12 protein-coding genes are annotated in these 18,417 nt (G+C 50.6%); 7 read left to right on the forward strand and 5 right to left on the reverse strand.

Annotated features, from left to right (window positions below; genetic code table 11):
* The first annotated feature begins 187 nt into the window (after window positions 1-187).
* The 4 genes from B2952_RS10240 to B2952_RS10255 all read left to right on the forward strand — a co-directional run bounded on the left by B2952_RS10240 (window position 188) and on the right by B2952_RS10255 (window position 9,003).
* Window positions 188-2,239 carry a hypothetical protein gene (locus tag B2952_RS10240; protein WP_290736561.1) on the forward strand — a complete coding sequence of 684 codons (2,052 nt, stop codon included), beginning with the start codon at window positions 188-190 and terminating at the stop codon, window positions 2,237-2,239.
* Entirely contained in the window at window positions 2,236-4,257 is a 2,022-nt protein-coding gene (locus B2952_RS10245) for a M6 family metalloprotease domain-containing protein (protein ID WP_290736558.1), read from the forward strand. Before B2952_RS10240 ends, B2952_RS10245 begins: the two co-directional genes overlap by 4 nt.
* 112 nt (window positions 4,258-4,369) lie before the next feature.
* Window positions 4,370-7,867 (forward strand): glycoside hydrolase family 2 TIM barrel-domain containing protein, encoded by a 3,498-nt coding sequence (locus tag B2952_RS10250; RefSeq protein WP_290736555.1) that lies wholly within the window; start codon window positions 4,370-4,372, stop codon window positions 7,865-7,867.
* A 242-nt stretch (window positions 7,868-8,109) separates the two neighbouring features.
* Window positions 8,110-9,003: an Rpn family recombination-promoting nuclease/putative transposase gene (locus tag B2952_RS10255; RefSeq protein WP_290736552.1), complete on the forward strand. Its 894-nt coding sequence runs from the start codon at window positions 8,110-8,112 to the stop codon at window positions 9,001-9,003.
* A gap of 250 nt (window positions 9,004-9,253) precedes the next feature.
* Here the strand turns inward: B2952_RS10255 and B2952_RS10260 are convergent, their stop codons facing one another.
* The gene (locus B2952_RS10260) at window positions 9,254-9,430 is read right to left on the reverse strand and encodes a hypothetical protein (RefSeq protein WP_290724950.1); all 177 of its coding nucleotides are present in this window, start codon (window positions 9,428-9,430) and stop codon (window positions 9,254-9,256) included.
* Between the two features lie 144 nt (window positions 9,431-9,574).
* Window positions 9,575-10,852 carry an ATP-binding protein gene (locus B2952_RS10265; protein WP_290781603.1) on the reverse strand — a complete coding sequence of 426 codons (1,278 nt, stop codon included), beginning with the start codon at window positions 10,850-10,852 and terminating at the stop codon, window positions 9,575-9,577.
* A 394-nt stretch (window positions 10,853-11,246) separates the two neighbouring features.
* Between B2952_RS10265 and B2952_RS10270 the strand changes: the two genes are divergently transcribed.
* The gene (locus B2952_RS10270; RefSeq protein WP_290736546.1) at window positions 11,247-11,684 is read left to right on the forward strand and encodes a type IV pilin protein; all 438 of its coding nucleotides are present in this window, start codon (window positions 11,247-11,249) and stop codon (window positions 11,682-11,684) included.
* A 75-nt stretch (window positions 11,685-11,759) separates the two neighbouring features.
* Here the strand turns inward: B2952_RS10270 and B2952_RS10275 are convergent, their stop codons facing one another.
* Window positions 11,760-12,056: a hypothetical protein gene (locus tag B2952_RS10275; protein WP_290736543.1), complete on the reverse strand. Its 297-nt coding sequence runs from the start codon at window positions 12,054-12,056 to the stop codon at window positions 11,760-11,762.
* Between the two features lie 103 nt (window positions 12,057-12,159).
* Here B2952_RS10275 and B2952_RS10280 point away from each other — a divergent pair, with 103 nt between their 5' ends.
* The gene (locus B2952_RS10280) at window positions 12,160-12,993 is read left to right on the forward strand and encodes a site-specific integrase (RefSeq protein ID WP_290736540.1); all 834 of its coding nucleotides are present in this window, start codon (window positions 12,160-12,162) and stop codon (window positions 12,991-12,993) included.
* Here the strand turns inward: B2952_RS10280 and B2952_RS10285 are convergent.
* Complete coding sequence (locus B2952_RS10285; protein WP_290736537.1) at window positions 12,990-15,017, reverse strand: hypothetical protein; 2,028 nt, start codon at window positions 15,015-15,017, stop codon at window positions 12,990-12,992. The two genes, B2952_RS10280 and B2952_RS10285, sit on opposite strands and share 4 nt — an antisense overlap.
* Entirely contained in the window at window positions 15,014-16,735 is a 1,722-nt protein-coding gene (locus B2952_RS10290; RefSeq protein ID WP_290736534.1) for an LTA synthase family protein, read from the reverse strand. Before B2952_RS10290 ends, B2952_RS10285 begins: the two co-directional genes overlap by 4 nt.
* Before the next feature lie 123 nt (window positions 16,736-16,858).
* On the opposite strand from B2952_RS10290, the gene B2952_RS10295 reads away from it, so the two are divergent.
* Window positions 16,859-18,397 (forward strand): P-loop ATPase, Sll1717 family, encoded by a 1,539-nt coding sequence (locus B2952_RS10295; protein ID WP_290736531.1) that lies wholly within the window; start codon window positions 16,859-16,861, stop codon window positions 18,395-18,397.
* Window positions 18,398-18,417: the final 20 nt, after the last annotated feature.

The raw sequence follows: 18,417 nt of genomic DNA on the forward strand, positions 1-18,417 counted from the left end.
ATCGTAAAAAACAGGCGACAAACACAAGTTTTACACGAAAAAATCATTTCGTGCGATTGTTTTTACACGTATCCGAGGATATATTTATAATGCTGTTTGATGAATGTAAAGGAGCGGTTTGGTAATGGGAACCCATTCTCTTGACAAGTTTTTCTTTTGCTCGGCTTTGTGCGCTGGGCTGACGGCCATGTCGTTTGCCTATCCCTCGAATCCCGTGCTCAGGACTATCGATAACGATGGCGATTCCCTTTCTGTCCGTACGCTCGGCGACGAACATTACCGTTTCACGCAGACAGAAGATGGCTTCCTCGTGATGCGCGATTCGAACGGAGTGTTCTTCTTTGCGGACGAGAATGCCGAACGTTCCCGGTTCAAGGCGAAAAATCCTGGAAAGCGCACTGCCGAAGAAAAGGCGTTCCTGAACGGCCTCGACAACCAGAAGGTCCGCGACAGGCACAGGGAAAAGCACCCCGACAGGTACAAACGGCCCGATTCCAGGCAGAAATCGAAACGCGCTTCCTGGGTGCCCACGGCGAAAAGTCCGGACGCCGCTGGGGGTGCTAATGCATCCGCTTCCGCCGCAGAAGATGTCCCGCCTGTCCTGAGGCTTCCGGCGGCATATTCGCATGCGAATGGCACGAACCGCTTTCCCGTATTCCTGGTAGAAGACAACAACACGAAGAATGCGGATTCCGCCAGTACGTATGCCTACATGAACCAGGAAAATTACAAGGCGAAGAACTACGTCGGCTCGATCCGCGATTACTTCATAGACCAGTCGGGAGGACTATTCGTTCCGTCTTTCGACCTCTATATCGTCAAGGTCAGCGATTCTTTCCGGAATTATATCGGCGTGGAATATCAGCTGATCCAAAAGACGATTGCCGCGGTCTTGTCGAAATATCCGTCGTTCGATGCGGGTGCCTACGATTCCGATAATGATGGCGAGGTCGATGCCTTTGCGGTCCTGTATGCGGGGAGCATCGTCGAGTCGGGCGATTCTCACCTGGGCGGGTTCCAGTATGAACTTCGGTGGAACGCTTGCGGAAGGCTGAATGCCGGAAACGGGAAACGATTTAACAATTACTTTATTTTGAACCAGGTCGGTGATATCTTCGAGAGGTTTATCCACGAGTTCAGCCATACCATGGGACTCAGGGACCATTACTGCGTATGGAGCGACAGTTGCTACATAAGTTATTCCAATTCCGATACCCAGGCTCCGGGTGCGCACGCGTGGGACGTGATGGCGACCGGCATGTATAACGGGCAGAACAATCCTCCGAACTATAGCGCTTTCGAACGGAATTACATGGGCTGGCTCGAATACACGACTCTCGAAAAAGATTCCGAGGTGAAGACGCTCCCGCCGCTCGGTACGAGCAACTTTGCCTACCATGCGGGTGCGAGCAAAAACGAGTGGTTCGTGTTCGAGAACCGCCAGAAGGTCAAGTGGGACGCCGCCCTCCCGAACCATGGATTGCTCGTGTGGCATATCGACTACGATGCGAATTCGTGGACCGATGACAACCTCAACGATGTGCCGAGGCACCAGCGCGTGGATGTCGTGGAAGCGGGAAACCTGCGCGTGACGGACTACTACGACGGCTTTGCCTCTTCATCCTACGGCGGGTCGCACTTGAAGGATGACCCGTTCCCCGGAAGCCAGAACGTGACGAAACTTTCGCCCGTGCTTTCGTGGAAGAATGTGGAAGTGCTTCCGGGACTCTTCAATATAAAGGAACAGGACGACCTAGTGTGCTTTGCCGTAGACGGATCCGTCGCTGTCGGTAGCTGCGAACTTGCAAAAAGCTCGAGCAGTTTCGTGGTTTCTAGCAGCTCCGTAGCTTCGAGCAGTTCTGTGGAGAGTTCCAGCAGCGCCGTAATGAGTTCCTCGTCGAGTTCTTCTTTCCGGTGGCCGTGGCGCAGCAGTTCGTCGACGGACGTGGCTTCTTCTTCGGCTACGGAACGGATTGCCGCGGACGCCGTGCCGCACGTGGGTTTCGAGGTGCGCTACGAAGGCGGAATGCTGAATGTGCTTGCCCCGGTGGCGGGAGCGAAAAAGGTGCGGCTTTTTGACATGCAGGGGCACCTGGTCTTTGCGGAATCGTTTGATGGAATGTCGCATGGCGTAAACCTCCGTAAGTCGCGTTCGCTTGTTTCACGGAGCGGTTTCTTGATTGTGCGCGTGGATGCGGCAGGGAAATCGCTGGGCTATAGAATGGTAGGTATCCGATGAAACTGCTTGAGACAACGTTGCTTGTATCCGCTTTGTGCGTGACGGGTGCTTTCGCGCATCCGGCAAACCCCTTTGTAAAAAAGCATGTGCAGTCCGACGGCTCGACGCTGAGCGTGCGCACCTTGGGCGATGAACATTATCATTTTGTGCAGACCGCCGACGGGCTGCTCGTGGAACGCGATTCTGCGGGGGATTTCGTCTACGTCGGCAATGACGGCCTGCGTTCGGGAGTGAAGGCGAAGGACCCTGCGCTCCGCGATTCCCGCGAAACGGCTTTTGTCGCCGGTATTGACCAGGCGGCCGCCCGCGAGGCCTACAGGGCAAAAAAGGGAGAACGCTTCCGGAATCAGAACGTGGCATACGACGCTGTCGCGGCTGACTATTCCTACGATGCGACGGGTACCGCCGTCAAGCGCAAGCGCCCGCGTGCCGAAAACTGGGTGATGGGCGAGAGGTGGTTCCCCGTGCTGCTGGTCTCGACCCCGAAACAGGCTGCCGTCGATTCTGCAAGGATGTGGCGTTTTTTTAACGAGGAAGGCTATTCCGATAGCGAAGGGAACATCGGCAGCGTGCGCGATTTCTATCTGGAATCTTCCAACGGGAACTTCAGCCCGCATTTCGACATTTTCCCCATCACGATTTCGAAAGAGCTTGTACAGTATGTGAATTCGGCAAACGACTCGCTCTACGAAAACGAATTGACGAAGGAGGGGGTTGACCTGCTCGTGAAGCGTGCGGATTTCGACGTGGACAAGTACGTGTCGAACAAGAACAAGAAGCTGGTGGACGGCTTTATTTTCCTGTTCCCTGGCCGCGAAGAAGATGTCCTGGTCTACAGCGAGGACTTCTGGGCGCACCAGTTCTGGATGCAGGCCAATGGTTCGAACAACGTGTTCCGAGCTCCTTTCGGATACAAGCCGAACAACTTCGGCTATGTCTTTGACAAGTATCTCCTGATCGCCCAGCTCGAAGACGCCGACAACGATTTGTACAGGGCGGGCAACTTGAACAAGTTCGGCATCTTTGTCCATGAGTTTGCGCATGTGCTTGGGCTTATGGACCATTACGGGGTAAGGGATTCGGGCGAAGATGAACTGGGCGCCGCCTCCTACGACCTGATGTCGTTGGGAATGTATAATGAAAACGGACGGATCCCTGCAAAGTTCAATGCGTTCGAACGCGAGACGATGGGCTGGATGACGCTTTCGGAACTCACGACCGCGGATACGGGCGTAATCATGCTTGGCGATATCGACCAGGGCCAGGCGTATTCGGTCACGAACCCGTCCGACAAGGATGAATACTTTATTGTGGAATACCGCCCGGCAAAGGGATACGATACCGGCATTACGCATGGGCAGGACTACGCCTACAACGGGGTCTGGGTCTGGTATATCAAGTACGAACTGGAGGCCTGGGAAAACAACAATATCAACGGGATGGGCAATTTTAACCGCGTCGATATCAAGGCGCCGCTGCTGAGTGGAACATGGGGCTCCAAGACTTCCTATTCGCCGCTGGTCTACAAGTCGGGAACGGCCTCTCCGGTTCCGGGCGTGTTCAACTTCGTGAAGGCGGATGATTCGTTTGTATGTTTTACTCTGGATGCATCCGTCAAGGTCGCAAAATGCGAATCGCCGGTCCCGGCTTCGTCTGCGGGATCTTCGTCGTCGCAGTCCAGCAGCTCGGTGGAGGCCGTCTCCAGCAGTTCCGAGACGGTCAAGTCCAGTAGCTCGGCAGAAGCGGTTTCGTCGGCCACGTTTGCCGTGCAGACGCAGGTGCCTCCGCAATTCTCCATGTCGCTAGATGGCCGCCGCCTGGCCGTGAATGCCCGAACGGGCGGGACAAAGACGGTCCGCATATTCGACATGCAGGGAAACGAGGTGATGCGCTCCGCGTTTGCCGGGGAATCGGCCGTGATGGACCTTTCCGGACTCGGCAGGGGGCATTTCGCTATCATGGTTTCGGTTCGGGGAAAATCGCTCGGAATCCGGACTTTGCGGCTGAATTTTGATTAAAAAGCCCATCCCCTCTTGATAAAATATCCACGGAACTTGCCGAAATGACATTTAAATGCCCCTCAAAAAGGGGTATTTTTCTTTATGGTGTAGAATAAACAAAGAGGATGTTATGAAGAATTCCCAAATAGCCAAGGTTGTTTCGTGTGCGGCCATTTTTGCTGCACTTGCGGGCTCCGCTTTTGCGCAGAGCGGCCCGAACGACGAATGGAACGGCAAACCGCGCGTTTTCGGTGTGAACCGGCTTAACCCGCACGTGACCTCGATGCCCTACACTACGGTGCAGGAGGCCATCAAGGGCGACCGCCATGCATCCGAATGGTACCAGACGCTTTCGGGCAAGTGGAAATTCTACCACGTAGACAAGCCGAGCCAGCGCAACAACGACTTCTACAAGGACAACTACGACGTGTCCGGCTGGGACGAGATTCCTGTGCCGAGTTCCTGGCAGATTCTCGGCTACGACCACCCGATTTACACCAACGTGGTTTACCCGTGGGCGCAGAACAACCGCGTGTCCGCTCCGGGCGCCCCGACCGATTTTAACCCGGTGGGCCACTACCGCCGCACCTTCACCGTGCCCGACAAGTGGGCCGGCAAGCGCATCCGCCTGCATTTCGAGGGCGTGGAATCCGCATACTACGTGTGGGTGAACGGCAACTACGTGGGCTATTCCGAAGACTCCTTCACGGGTCACGAGTTCGATATCAACAAGTACCTGCGCAAGGGCGAGAACAACATTTCGGTGCAGGTGTTCCGCTGGTGCGACGGCTCCTGGCTCGAAGACCAGGACTTCATCCGCCTTTCGGGCATCATGCGTGACGTGTACATCTACGCCGTGCCCGAGGTCCATATTCAGGACTTCCAGATTGACGCAACGCTCACGAACAACTATACCGATGGCTTGCTGAAGACGACTGCCTGGATTTACAATTCCACGGGTTCCTCTTCGGGCGAATATACCGTCGAACTTTCGCTCTACAACGATGCCGGCAGCGAAGTGATTGCCCCGACGGCGCAGAAGGTCTCGGGTATCGGCGCGAACGGTGGCGAAAAGAGCGTGCATTTCGAAATCCCGTATGCCAAGCCGAACCGCTGGTCTGCAGAAACTCCGTACCTCTACACGGCGGTGCTCACCATCAAGGATAACGCGGGCAAGATTATCCAGGTCGAAAGCAACAAGATTGGTTTCCGCACGGTCGAAATCAAGAAGGACAACGGAGTCCCGCGCCTGCTGGTGAACGGCATGCCGGTGAAGTTCCACGGCGTGAACCGCCACGAACTCGACCCGGATAACGGACGCGCAGTGAACTACGAGCGCATGGAACAGGATATCATCCTGATGAAGCAGTTCAATATCAACGCTCTCCGCATGTCGCACTACCCGAACAACCCGGTAATGTACGACCTTTGCGACAAGTACGGTATTTACGTGATTGACGAGGCGAACGTGGAAAGCCACGGCGCAAACGGCGACCTGCCCAAGAGCAGCGATGACTGGCGCGCTCCGGTGGTGGACCGCCTGAACAGCATGGTGCAGCGCGACAAGAACCACCCGAGTATCATCCTGTGGTCGCTCGGCAACGAGGCCGGTAACGGCAATGTGTTTGCCTCCGAACGCCAGCGCGCCCACGAAATCGACTCCACCCGCTACGTGCACTACGAAGGCGACAACAACAATGCCGACGTGACGAGCCAGATGTACTGGGGCTACGACTATATCGCCGGTTACAAGGATGCGAACAAGCCGGTAATGCTCTGCGAATACGAACACGCCATGGGCAACTCCGTGGGCGACCTCCAGGAATACATGAACGCCTTCTACGGCAACCCGCGCGCCTTCGGTGGCTTCATCTGGGACTTCATTGACCAGGGCCTGCACCACAAGGGCACTCCGTACTGGGAATTCGGCGGCATGTGGGGTGACTGGCAGAACGACGACAACTTCTGCGCGAACGGCCTCGTGTTCCCGGATAGAAAGATTCAGCCCGAAATGTGGGAAGTCAAGTACCAGTATAGCCAGCTGCGCGTGAAGAACGTCGACGCCGCGAAGGGCAAGATCGAAATCGAGAGCCGCTACCTATTCAAGAACCTCGGCGACTTCCTCGATGCCTACTGGCAGATTCGCGAGAACGGCAAGGTTATCAAGGACGGCAAGCTGAGCGGCTCGCAGATGAATATCGGGCCTCTGCAGAAGAAGGAAGTGACCATCGAAATGCCGGATATCGAGACGACAATCGGTGCCGAGTACTTCCTGGATATCGATTTCCGCCTGAAGAAGGATGAACTCTGGGCCAAGGCGGGTCACAGCGTCGCCCATGAACAGTTCGGCATCAACCTGGGCCAGCTCTGGTCTACCGAAGTGGATATAAGCTCTTTGGATGGTCACAGGGTTTCTAGGGGGAGCGGCCTCACCATCGAAGGAACCGACTTCAAGATTACCTTCGACGAGAAGGCGGGTACGCTTGCGAGCTATGTTCTCGATGGCGATACCATCATCAAGAATGGCGGTATCCCGAACTTCTGGCGCGCCCCGACCGACAACGACAAGGGCTACAACATGGAACGTGGCCATGGCGAATGGCGCAAGGCGAGCAAGAACCGCTCCGTGACTTCCGAAGTCGACGAGGTATCTCCGCAGGAAACCCGGGTGACATTCAACTTCAGCTTCCCGGACGTGGGCAATTCCAAGATGAAGATGACCTACTACGTGTACGGCAGCGGCGATATCGTGGTGGAATACTCGTTTACTCCGGACGGCTCCAGGAGCTACATCCCGAACGTGGGTACGCTATTCACCGTGCCGGGCGGCTACGAGAAGGTTCGCTACTTCGGTCGCGGCCCCGACGAGAACTACATCGGTCGTAACCGCGGCAGCTTCATGGGCATCTACTCGACTCTCGTGGATTCCATGACGGTCATGTACATGGAAATCGGCGAAACGGGCCAGCGCACCGACGTGAAGTGGGCGACGCTCACCAACGAAAAATCGGGCAAGGGCGTGATGGTCGTGGGCTCCCCGCGCATGGAATTCAACGCGCAGCACTACACTCCGGAACAGCTTTCCGATACCAAGCTTCCGTGGGAACTCAAGCGCAACAAGGATATCACGATGCGTGTCGACCTGCGTCAGATGGGCCTCGGCGGCATCAACAGCTGGGGTGCGGAACCGCTCAACGAATATCGTCTGAACGCAAACCGCGAATACTCTCACAAGTTCCGCATTGCGCCTATCCGCAAGCAACTGAACGACCCGACCGAATACTCGCTGCTCGGTTTCCGCAACTTCGGTACGAACGACCTTCCGCCTGCACCGTATGGCCAGAAGGAAATTAAGGAGATTTACGAGAACCAGCCCGAGAAGGACGTGACGGAAACGGCCGATATCGGCCCGAGCGACAAGACCGACATTCCGCGCCGCCCCATGGTGTTGCTCCCCGAGAACGAACGCAACTACAGCGTGTTCGACATGCAGGGCCGCCTCGTGGCGAAATTCACGACCCACGGCGTCGAAGACCTCCGCGCGCTCACCAAGAACTCCGTCAAGCGCGCAGGCTCCTACCTCGTCCGCGGCAATGCAGGCTCCGTGTTCCGCATTATCGTGAAATAGGGAATTCCACACCCCAAAGCATAAACGCTCCGGTTTTGCCGGGGCGTTTGTCGTCATCCTCGCGACCATTCTCGTCATCCCCGCGATCTTTTTCGTCATCCTCGCGTAGGCGAGGATCTTTTTGCGTAAAGAAAAATTTTTTGGCATTTTTGGAACATTTTCCCGTTTCGGCCGTTTTTATGTATAGATAGGGGAACCCCTGTCCGCGAAGCGGTCGCTTTGCCGCGCAAAAGGACTATAAAATGGCTGAGAACAAAGCCGATTTGAAAAAAGAACCGAAGGCGCCCGTGCGTCGTAAGCACGATCCCTTCTTCCGTTACATCTATGCTGTCCCTGAGAATGCTCGTACCCTCCTGCGGCTTGCGCAGTACCGGAATCCTGAACTCCGCAGGATGCTTGCGTCAGTCGATATGCAGACCCTTGAACTCATTCCCGGTAACTACAGCAATGTGAAGGAGTGGGGCGAGGCGGACCTTGCCTTCAAGGCGAGTCTCAAGAACGGTCCCGAAATCTTCGTGGGTATTCTTCTTGAACATAAGTCCTACCGCAAGAAGGACGTGCTCTCGCAAATCTACCGCTATGTATTCGAGATCATGGTGAACAAGGGCTCGTCCGATTTCGGCTGGTATCCGACGAAGGCTATCATCATCTACAATGGCCAGAAGGACTGGGACCCTATGGCAGAATTTCGTGCGAAGTTCAGGGGCGAGTTCAACGGTCGCGAATTGCCTTTTGAATGCGTCCTTGTGAACCTTGCCGATATTCCCGACAGCAAGTGTTTTGCCGAAAAGAACATTGAAGCAGCCGTTGGTGCACTGGTGATGAAGTACGCGTTCAATGGTGAAAAGTTGAAAGGTGTCGTAAAACAAATTGTTCGGATGCTCTCGAAGATGGAAAATGAATCGAGGGCTACCCTTGTCGAAAAAATTGAATTATATTTGCAGAAAACCCTTCGCCTCGGCAATGGAAATGCAAGCATTTCCGCTGCTCTCGGCTTGAAGGTTTTTAGGAGAGTACATCGACGAAAACGTCGTAGAGGAGTTGCGTATGCGCATGAGTATAGGACAGGCACTGGGGATTGTTACTGCCGGCGACCGCCGCCGTGCTGCGGAGCGCAACGGCCTTCGTCGCGGTAAAAAGCTTGGAGCACAGAAAGAACGCGAAAAGAACGCCGCCCGTGAGGCTAGGATTGCGGAATACCTCCGTTCCATTGGCGTTCCTGCTGAAAAAGTGGACGCGGCTCTCGCCATCAAATGACAAAACCGTGAAATTGGGGATTGAACGCCCGGAAAACATTGGGTTTAATCCCCAATTTTATAATTTGTATGTAATCTAGAGCGCCGTTTGGGGTTCTAGGTGGGGATGAAAAACGCGAAAAAAAACAATTCAATCCCCAAAATGAACTTTTCCGCCGGACTTGCGGTTCGATTTTTTGATTTTCATGTTACTTTGTTCTGAAAACTGGGGATTGAAACCCGCAAAATAGCCCCGTTTAATCCCCAATTTTTGAAAAATCAGCGAAATCGCGCCTTGCTTGCGGCGCAAAAACGTTCCATTAATCAAAATTCTTGACTAATTTAACATCTAATATCATATTAGTCGAGAAAACTTGGGCCGGGCAGGCTGTCGGATGGCCGAAAAGCAGTCACGAGCCACGGATTCTCGATTTTACACTGCGGAAACAAGGGACTCCCGGGACGTTTATATTCAGCCCTTTACATACCGCTGCTTGCTGCTCTTTGGTTTTTCGGGGAGGGTCAGCTTCAGCGCGCCGCTTTCCAACAGCGGCTGGACAATGTGGCTCATGGTATAGAACTGTGACATTCCTGTAAAACCCTGCAACTCTGCCCGGCTTCTTGGTACGGAACAGAAGGCCAGAATGTCGGCGGGCTTGCCGGAATATTCGGGCTGGTTCACCGAGTTATATAGTGTTGCGTAGAACTCTCCATGACGAACGGAAAACTCGGCTGGAGGCAATCCCGCCTCTTGCATTTCCTTTTGTATGGTCGGGATGCCTGAGTAGCGGTTCTCGGTAATTTTTAGAATCTCGAGGATGTTTGCTAATACTGCGTTCCTTGTGTCCGGCCTGATTTTGCCAAGATTGCTTAGCGTGGTTTTCCCGTACAATCCTCCGCTGTTTATGACTTGTAGCCGGTTGTCGTACATTTCAATTCGAACGGGGGTGTTTTCGGAATAGACGCTATAATCGCGATGAACCAGCGCGTTCAGGACAACCTCGCGTACTGCGATAGACGGATATTCTTCTTTGTCTGTGCGTTTCCCGTTTTTGTCAATGACCGTCTTGTGACGGCTGTTCTTTTGGACGAACGAAATTGCATCTTCTAGCATTTGCGGGATGGTCCCGGTCAGCCTGGCGTTGTCGATAAACCTTTCGCCGGTCGCACCGAGGTCGCCCATTTCGTTGCCGGGAACCCGCACTGCGGTGATGCAGAGCTGGGGCAAAAAACCTTGCGGGTATTTTGAAAACGAAAGAATTCCTGCTACCGTGGGCGCACCGGAATGAATTACTCCCATTAGTTCCAAGATTTCTTCGCTGCTGACATTTTCGGAAAGATTCTTGCGCTCCCTCTTGCATAGCCGAACATAGTTTTCGACATCGGCCTTGTTTAGGGTGTCAAGAGGCGCTTCGGTAATGGCTCGGGCATCGTCGCGGATGTGTCTGCGAAACGCCTCGTAGCTGTACACTTCGTATTCGCTCATTGGCTCATCCGAATCGCCGACACGGACAAAGGAGCCTTTTGTCCGTCCCATGCCTTTGTAGAAGACAGGCCGGTGGAAAACCTCTATGCCAGGGATTTCTGCAGATACGATCTTTTTTTGGCCGATTGAACAAATTGTAAAAAGGGGGCGCACGCATGGCTCCATCTCTTTACTTTGTTCGTTAATGCAAAAGTTTGCCAACAAAAAGCAATAGTTTGCCAAGTTGTTGTTTGATTTTGCCAACTGTTTCGCGAAATTAACCAACTATTTGGCTAAATTTGCCAACTAGTTGGTAAAATTTGCCAACCATCATTGTCATCCCCGCGAAGGCGGGGATCTCCCTTCTAAATGACAAAACCGTGACAAAAGGGGTGTGATATATTCCACATTGGAATAAAAAATTTCGGCGGAAGTCCCCTTTTTTGCGAAAAAAATCTATAATTGTAACCATCCGAAACACCCCTAAAACGGCGATTTTGGTCGAAAAAAGCAATTTTTGCGTCTGCTCCAGGTTGTTATGACACAAAAATGACAAAAGTTTGACAAAACTATTGCTTTTCCGAAAAAAATTGTGTATATTAGGGAATGTAAACGAGTCGGACGCTCAATTTCGGGCCAGGACTCAAAAAAGTGTGTCACAAACAACAAGGAGTACACTATGAAGAAACAAGGTTTTACCCTCATTGAATTGATGGTCGTGATCGTGATCATGGGCATCCTCGCCGCCGTCGCAGTGCCTAAGCTGTTCGGCATGATCGCCAAGTCCAAGGCCTCTGAAGTCGGCCCCGCAGCTGGTACCTATGTGCATCTGCAGGACAGCTACTATGCTGAAATGAATGCTGTCGGCACCGGCACTCAGATTGGCTACAACGCCCCGGCTAGCAATACATTCACTTATGACGCTGCCACAGCAGGAACTTGGACTGCCACGTCAAAGAGTGATTTGAATGAGTGTGGAACGGGCTCTGTTTGGACAGTTACTTCTGCGCCTGCTTCTGGTGGAGTTTCTCATACGGCAACGACGCCTTCTGGCAAACCGGCTTGCGAAGCTCTCACGCCGTCCTTCACTCAGATTGGCGCTGCAACGCACAACTAATCTCTGCTGAAACATTGCAAAAAAGGAACCTGCCTCTCATGGCAGGTTCCTTTTGTTTAGATGACAATCGTATAATTACGTGCCGGCACCGATAGATGTGAACGAAGGCGTAAGGACACCGCAGCCATCACCTGTAACAGTTGCTTCGTGTTCCAAGCCACTAGATCCTGCCTGAGAAGCCACATTCCAAGAACCAGCGTTCAGCTGGCAATCGTTCAAAGCGGTTTCGCTATTCACAGCAGTGAATGTTGCTACGGCGCCAGACACTGTGACGTTGTAAGTAAACACCGTACTAGCGGGTTCCTTGTAACCGATCTGGGACTTGTCACCCACAGCATTCATCTCTGCGAAGTAAGAATCCTGCAGATGCACGTAGGTTCTTGCGAAAAAGCATCAAGAGGGAATAATCCTAACATTGCCCCTCTGTTTCGGATGGGCCGGAACAATCAACAACAATTCCACGGAGGATTATCCCATGCGTTTTTTCGATACGGCAATGCAGTATCTGGACAAAGAAAAATATAATCTCGCGCCGCTTTCGGTGCGGACATACTTCTGGAACCTGAAGAAAATAGCGGATTTCAAGCCCGACCTTCAGTGCGAGGATTTGAACGCCGATGTTGTGCAAGAATATAAGGTCTATCTGGTCAAGCGCGGGAACAGGGCGGTCACGATAAACAAGGCACTTTCGGTTTTCAGGAATTTTACGAACAAGATGTTCCAGGATGGTATACTGAAAGAAAATCCATTTGACAAGGTGAAAATTGGTCGTGTTTATTCTCGTCGCGGGTTCTTGACAAAAGGCGAACTTAAGAGGCTTTGCCTGAATTTCGAAGACCGCGGCATGTCTCTTACGCAAACGGAACAGGATGTCATGCGGGTGTTCTTGTTCAGTTGTTTTACCGGGCTGCGTTACAGCGATCTTCGTTCCCTCGATGCAAGCGAGATTTTTGATTGGAAAATCCGCAAGCAGATGCACAAAACGGGTGATCCGGTGTATATCCCCATTCCGGTGCAGGCAAGGCTCCTGCTTCCCACAGAGATGAAGGCAGGTAAGGTTTTCCGCGTTGTGGAGAATTCGCACTTCAACAGAACCCTGCGTAGTGCTGCGCAAAAACTCGGATACCACAAGCATATACATTGCCACCTTGCACGGCACACGTTTGCCACCACTTGCATAACGCTCGGAATACCCTTGCCAGTAACAAGTAAACTACTCGGCCACCGAAACCTGGAAACGACTTTAATTTATGCAAAATACGTAGATGCTTTCTTGGATAAAGAAATGAAAAAGTTTAACAAGCTCTAGTCACTTGTCGATGGTGTGACAATATTTTTCATCACGCTTTCGCACGAATGGAGATAGATTTGTTCATCCTTGTACCATAGAGTTAGCGAATCGTCTTTTGTAAAAGGCAAGTCGTGCATGTCTGTCACGAGGTGCGTTATCTCTTGCTCTCCGCACAGGTGGCGCACCCGCGACACCAGGGAATCTTTCTTGAAAAGGTATTCTGATGCCAAGAACTTGCGGACTTGCCACTTGAGTTTTTTCCATTCGGCATCGGTCGGTTGCGAGCCTAGGAAAACCATTTTTTCGCGGGCTTGCGATACATCCTTGTGACCCTTGAAAAAGATGCTCCCGACTTCGTACTGTTCGTCGTAATAGGCTCCCGATAGGAAGTGTATTCGCGGCAGTTTCCCGGCGTAATCCTTTACGGAGTAAAGGACCCTTCCGCGTTTTTCAATTTCGGGGAAAGGCGGAGCCTTTACGAACTGGTTCATTGCATGTTCTCTTTCTTTTTGTTCGCTATCACGGTGGTCGTAGTTGATTATGACGCAAATGCAAAGCAATATGGCCAGCGTCACTAAAGTAATAACTTTGCCGCCGGGTTTCTCCGCCTGTTGCGCCTGCACTATTATTCCCCAACAGACAATCGCCAAAATGAAAGCGAACGAAAAATTCTGCTTTGGGAAAATCTGATTTCCCCAGAGGATTTCAACGGAGCAAAGCAGCATGATGACGATGACGGCCTTTCGCCATTTCGGACAGACGGTATGCACAACTAGCGCAAGTGCCGCTGTCGCGGCAAAAAGCTCCTGTATGAAAGTCAGGTAGCTTTTGTACAGTTCCGGCAGGGATTGCCTATGCAAGAAGACAATCCAGTAAGCCGAAAAGGCGGTTGTAGCAATCCATGCGCAGACGGTCGCAGCGCGGACTTTTCCAGAGCAACTCTTTTCGCGGGTTGCATACAGTATGACTGCGGCAATTGCCCCGACGAGTATGAATGGGGAGTCTATCCAATATACGAATGTGATGGCAAAAAATATTTTGTCCCAAATGCTGAGAGGCTTGCTTTTGCGCAATTTTGTCGTATACAGGCGCATAGCAACAAAGGACTGTATAAGCACGGCTGAAACCTGGCAAAGCCAAAGAATGCGGAAGGTCTGGACTTGGAACAAGAAAATGTGGTGCGTGAACACCGATGCGATAAACCAGTAGATGGCTATTCCTGCAACAAAAGTTTGTGCCACGGCGAATTTTTTCAGTACCTTGTATTGGACGAACTTGGTTGATGCCAAAATGAAAAAAGTAAGATTCAAGGTGAGGTTTAACAGGAGCGTGTCTAACCCTTCCATGCTCCAGTCGATATAGACCCAGTCATCGGTATAGGCTGCCCAAGGAACCTTGCCGATAAGTATTGTCGCTGGGAGCAGAGCGGCTGCCGCTACAATGGGAAGCCTTGTCTTGTTGAAGTGGAAGAATAGCCATAGTGGGAGTCCCCATCCTGCAGTTAGAGGGTGTATCAATGAACCTGCAAGGAATATTGCGGGCGTTTTCCATTTGTTTTTGTCGAATAGGTGCGCAAGTCCCCAGAAACCGAAGCAAAGCGAAAGTGTACGGGCTACTGGGAATGCCTCGATATTTTTGATGGTATCCCATATATCGTTGCGAAACTCGCCGTAGGCATATGCCGAAAAAAAGAACAATGTTACAGGCAGGGCTAGCTGCGGACGGTGAAATTTTGTTGTCCATTTGTGGGTGAGCCAGGCGAAAGAGAGCGCCACCCCGCAGTGTGTCAGCAGCGTGAGCAGCAGTGCCGCCTTGTCTATGGGCAGCGATTTTATGAACAGAGCGTAAAGGGGCGAAAAGAGGCTGAACGCGTCCTGGTTCCCGAACATAAATGCGGGATCGTCGATGAACCGCCCCGGAAAGATCCTGTTGATTGCCTGCAGCGTATAGAGGATACTGTCTTGCTCGAAGCCGTCGAAATGGTTGACGCACAAGAAAAACAATACTGCCAGGGGTAAAAGGAATTTTACGGACAAGTTCATTTCCCCATCAAGAAGTAGTCGTACTGGATACTCCTTTCGCGAAGAAGGCTATCCAGAACCTGCTGGCCGTATGTCTCCAGCAGTGTGGGGGTGTCGGAAAACAGTGACCGACCTAGCCCCATGGAACGTCCTTCTACAGTGAAACCCATAGCTTCCAGCAGCGTTGGGAAAATGTCGAACGAGGAATACCTGCGTTGTTTTTGCGGAACGGGATGGGCCGGGTTCAGCATGAAGTTTGTCCAGTAGAGCGTATCGTCAGGCGGAATTTTTACCTTGGATGAAAGCGACGGCATGGCGTGGTCTCCCATGACCGCGATGACTGTGTTGCTGAACCATGGCCGTTGCTCGGCCCAGTCAAGGAATCTTGCCAGTTGGAATGATGCGCAGCGTAGAGATTTCGGCAGCACCCCTTGTGTGCCTGCAAACTGGGCTTGGCACGAGTCGTCTACAAACCCTGGCTGGTGCGTATCGACCGTAAGCATGTAGAACGCGAAGGGGTTACCCAGCAAAGCCAGACTGTCCAGTTCTTCGCGGACGAACCCGTACAGTTTGCGATCTTCGAACCCCCAGAAAACCTTGTAGTCGTCTGGAATTTTACCGGCTCCCTTGTAATGCTCGATGTCGTGGATTGTGACATTCCCGTGTACTCTCCAGAAGTCCCGCTTCTGTGTAAAATCACCGCTCGACCCCTGTGCGTACACCTGGTTGTAGCCTTGTTTTGCAAGAACATTCATGAGGCAATGTGCGTGTGGCAGGTAAGTCGGGAGCTTGCCGACGTATTCGTTTATCCCCATGGGCATGTTGAGGGGGATGCCGCAGAGTTTGCCCGTAATCCCCGCGATGGTCCAACTGGTGCCGGCTACGTTTACTCCGCCGGGAGCGAATCCCGATTGTCCAAATAGGCTGTCTATTTCAGGTGTGTACTGGCGGAAATTTGTCTCCATGGATTCGAGGAATATTACGAGCAGGTTCTTGGGCTGCCTGGTTGCTGTCACATTGATGGAATCGGGATGCGCGTAATGTTCCCGATACAGTTCTGAATCGACTGGCCGCTGGAATAATGCCTTGAAGGGCGCACTTGCGACAATGCCTGGAAGCACGAGCGAGATTACGGCGCAATAGAGGACGAAGGCTCCCGCAGCGATTTTTTGCCATCCCCAAAGGAAGTCTTTGAACCCGCCATTTTTTTTTGCCAAGAAAATCGATATCGCAATGAGAATGACTTCTATAATAAAGAACAAGGTTAATCCAGGTATAAGCGCTTTGTCGATGAACGACGATATGACGAACTCCTCTGCGCCCTCGTTTGCCCCGGCGAACACCGTGAAGAGGACCGCTTCGACATTCGAGAGCGGGAACGTGTCTATGGCCCAGGGGATGGTCTTGGAATATACCGCGCACAGGAACAGGCCGAGACAGGCGAAAATTCCCTGTATTAGGGCATGCTTTTTCTCGGGGGCGGAAATGCCGTCCTTGATTTTACCGAAAGACGAGAAATAACGGAACAAAAATGCCGTGTAGAGTGCGCCCACGTAGGGCGGCAGTAGGGGGAATATCCCGCCTATGAGTCCGCTGTCGAAGTTGTAGAACAGACAGTAGTGCAGTACCGGAACTACAGGAACCGCCACCAGCCGCAGCCTTCTGCTACGGACCAGAAATACCGCCAGAATGGCCGAAATGGCCGATGTGACAAAGAAGTTTATGGTATAGGTGTCCATTTACGGTTTCGGGAGGGGCATTATTCTGTTATGGAATATAGAAAAAGGTGGCTGAAATGCGAAAGCTGCGCTGGAGATTGTTAGATTTGAAAAAGGATAATTGCGAAATAAAAGGTCAAAACAATGGTAGATTTAAAACAAATTGATATGGGAAAAAACGATGCGAAACTGGATTCGCTGGAAAAATATTTTTATGATTGTGGACATATCCAAGAAATAAAAAAGCAAAACAAATTTTTTGTAATAGGAAGAAAAGGGGCTGGAAAGTCGGCGATTGCGTGCTATGCTAAGAAGCATATTGAAGAAAAAATGTATGTGGATATAATTAGCTTCAGAGACATCCCGACGCAATTGATGGAACAGTTTTACGATGACCGCTTTACAGCGTCAAATAAATATGTTGCCTTGTGGAATTTCATTCTTTCTGTAGAAATGTCGAAAATTCTTTTGGATTCAACGAAAGTAGAAAAAGGTGCAAGGGATAAAATTAAGTTCTTTTTAGAGCTAATTAATCCAACGCTTAAGGAAAATCCAAAAGATTATTTAAATAATGTGAAATTGTTAGGATGGAATGTTGGCGCTGGCGTGAGTACTCCTCTTGCATCGGTTAATGTTGGCGTGAAAAAGGAAACGCAGTATGCAGAGAAATACGTAAATGTCATAGATTATACAAATGATTTGACGAGTGAACTTGTGAGAGCGATTCCGTTAGAAGAAAATTTTCATCTTTTTTTTGACGAATTGGATGACAATTACCAAGATGAAGAAAACTATAAAAATATGATAATTGCCTTATTTAAGGCGTCCATGGATCTTAATTCAAAATTTTTAAATCAAGAAAAGAAAGCGAGTGTTGTGATTTTGTTGAGAGATGATATATATGAAAAATTAGCATATGCAGACAAAAATAAATGGCGAGACTTTGGGATTTTTTTGAATTGGACACCTTCAAAAACACGTCAGTGGTATGAACAGGAACTTTTTAAAATAGCAAATGAACGTATCGGAGCAAGCATAGATGGCGTTGCACAAAGGGAAGTTAACTATTGGAATAAGATTTTTATAACAGAGAACATATCGGCAGATACTAACGCGTTTGATTTTATTATATCAAGAACTTTTTTTAGGCCTAGAGATATTATTCAATATGTAAAGTCTGCGTTAGAAGTGGCGGTTAGTCAAAATAAAAGTATTATTGATAAATATGTTATTGAAGAAACTGATTTGAAATATGGTGAGTGGTTTAAAGGAGAACTTGTAGATGAATTGTTTCCTGTAATACCTGAAATCCAAGAAATATTCAACGTGCTTAAGATAAATTACAAATACGTTTTTTTTAAAAAGGATATAGAAAACATTTTTAGTCGGCATAAATTAACAACAAAATATTCAATATCTGAATTATTGCAGATACTATATGATTATAGTATTGTTGGACAATTTATGGATACGAAGTATCCTGTGTTCAAATATCGTAATCCAGGTATTTCATTGAATGAAGAAAACAAACTATGCCTTCATTATGGTTTAAGGTGTGGCCTTGGGTTCTCGTTTAGAAAAGATTATAAAAAAGGAAAAACAAAAGAATCTCCGAAATTTGATAGAAAAAATGTAAAGCAGATTTTGGGAAAGGGTTCTTTTTTTTACAAGCTTTCGAGGTGAACCCCAATAACCATAAAGGT

It is taken from the genome of Fibrobacter sp. UBA7003, assembly GCA_002449765.1.
GTDB lineage: Bacteria > Fibrobacterota > Fibrobacteria > Fibrobacterales > Fibrobacteraceae > Fibrobacter.